General features: G+C 65.3%; 1 protein-coding gene. It reads right to left on the minus strand.

Features of this window, described 5'->3' with window-relative positions; all coding sequences use genetic code 11:
- The coding region (locus tag FXV83_RS41860; RefSeq protein WP_148745830.1) for an IS110 family RNA-guided transposase at positions 1-752 on the minus strand (752 nt) is incomplete at both ends.

Raw genomic sequence — 752 nt, forward strand, 5'->3', positions numbered from 1 at the left:
ACGGCGACGGCGGCCACCTGATGGCCCCGTCTGGCGCGGATGCGCACGAAGAAAGCGTGGAGCGGTCCGGGTGTCTTGGCGGCAGCCCAGGCGGCTTCTACCAGCATGGCCCGGGCGTGGCTACGTCCGACCTTGCTGATCCGGCCGTGATGAGCGGCACCGAGGCCCGACTGGTGCACACGCGGATTGAGCCCGAAGTAGCTGACCAGTTTCTGCGGGCTCTTGAAACGCGGGATATCGCCAATTGCCGCCATCAACCCGGCCGCCACCGCCAGATTGACGCCGGTGATCGTCAGCAGCCGCCTGACTGAGCCGTCGTCCAGGCTGTTTGTGGCGATCTCCCGATCGAGGATCGTGAGATCTTCGGCGAGCCGATCGAGCTCGCGCACATGCCGCTCAATAGCATCCCGTTCGTCGTCGGGTACTGGCTGGTGCGCCAGCCAATCGCGGCCGCGGCCGTTGAATAAATCGGCGTGCGGACATTTTGGGATCAGGTGCGCGTGAAGGATTGCGTGCACTTCGTTCTTGATCCGGGTCCGATGCCGCACGACCTGGTAACGCCGGGCGATCAGCCTGCGCAGCCGTTCTGTGGCCGCGTCCGGCGTCCAGATTTCCGGCAGATAGCCGGCCGCGTACAAGCTGGCCAGCGTGCCCGCGTCGACCTTGTCGGTCTTCACATGGGCATGCGCGATTGCCTTCACCTGCAATGGGTTGGCGATGACCACCCGCTTCACGAACGGCGACAGCACCCG

Origin of the sequence: Bradyrhizobium hipponense, from assembly GCF_008123965.1 — a bacterium.
GTDB classification, from domain to species: Bacteria; Pseudomonadota; Alphaproteobacteria; order Rhizobiales; family Xanthobacteraceae; genus Bradyrhizobium; species Bradyrhizobium hipponense.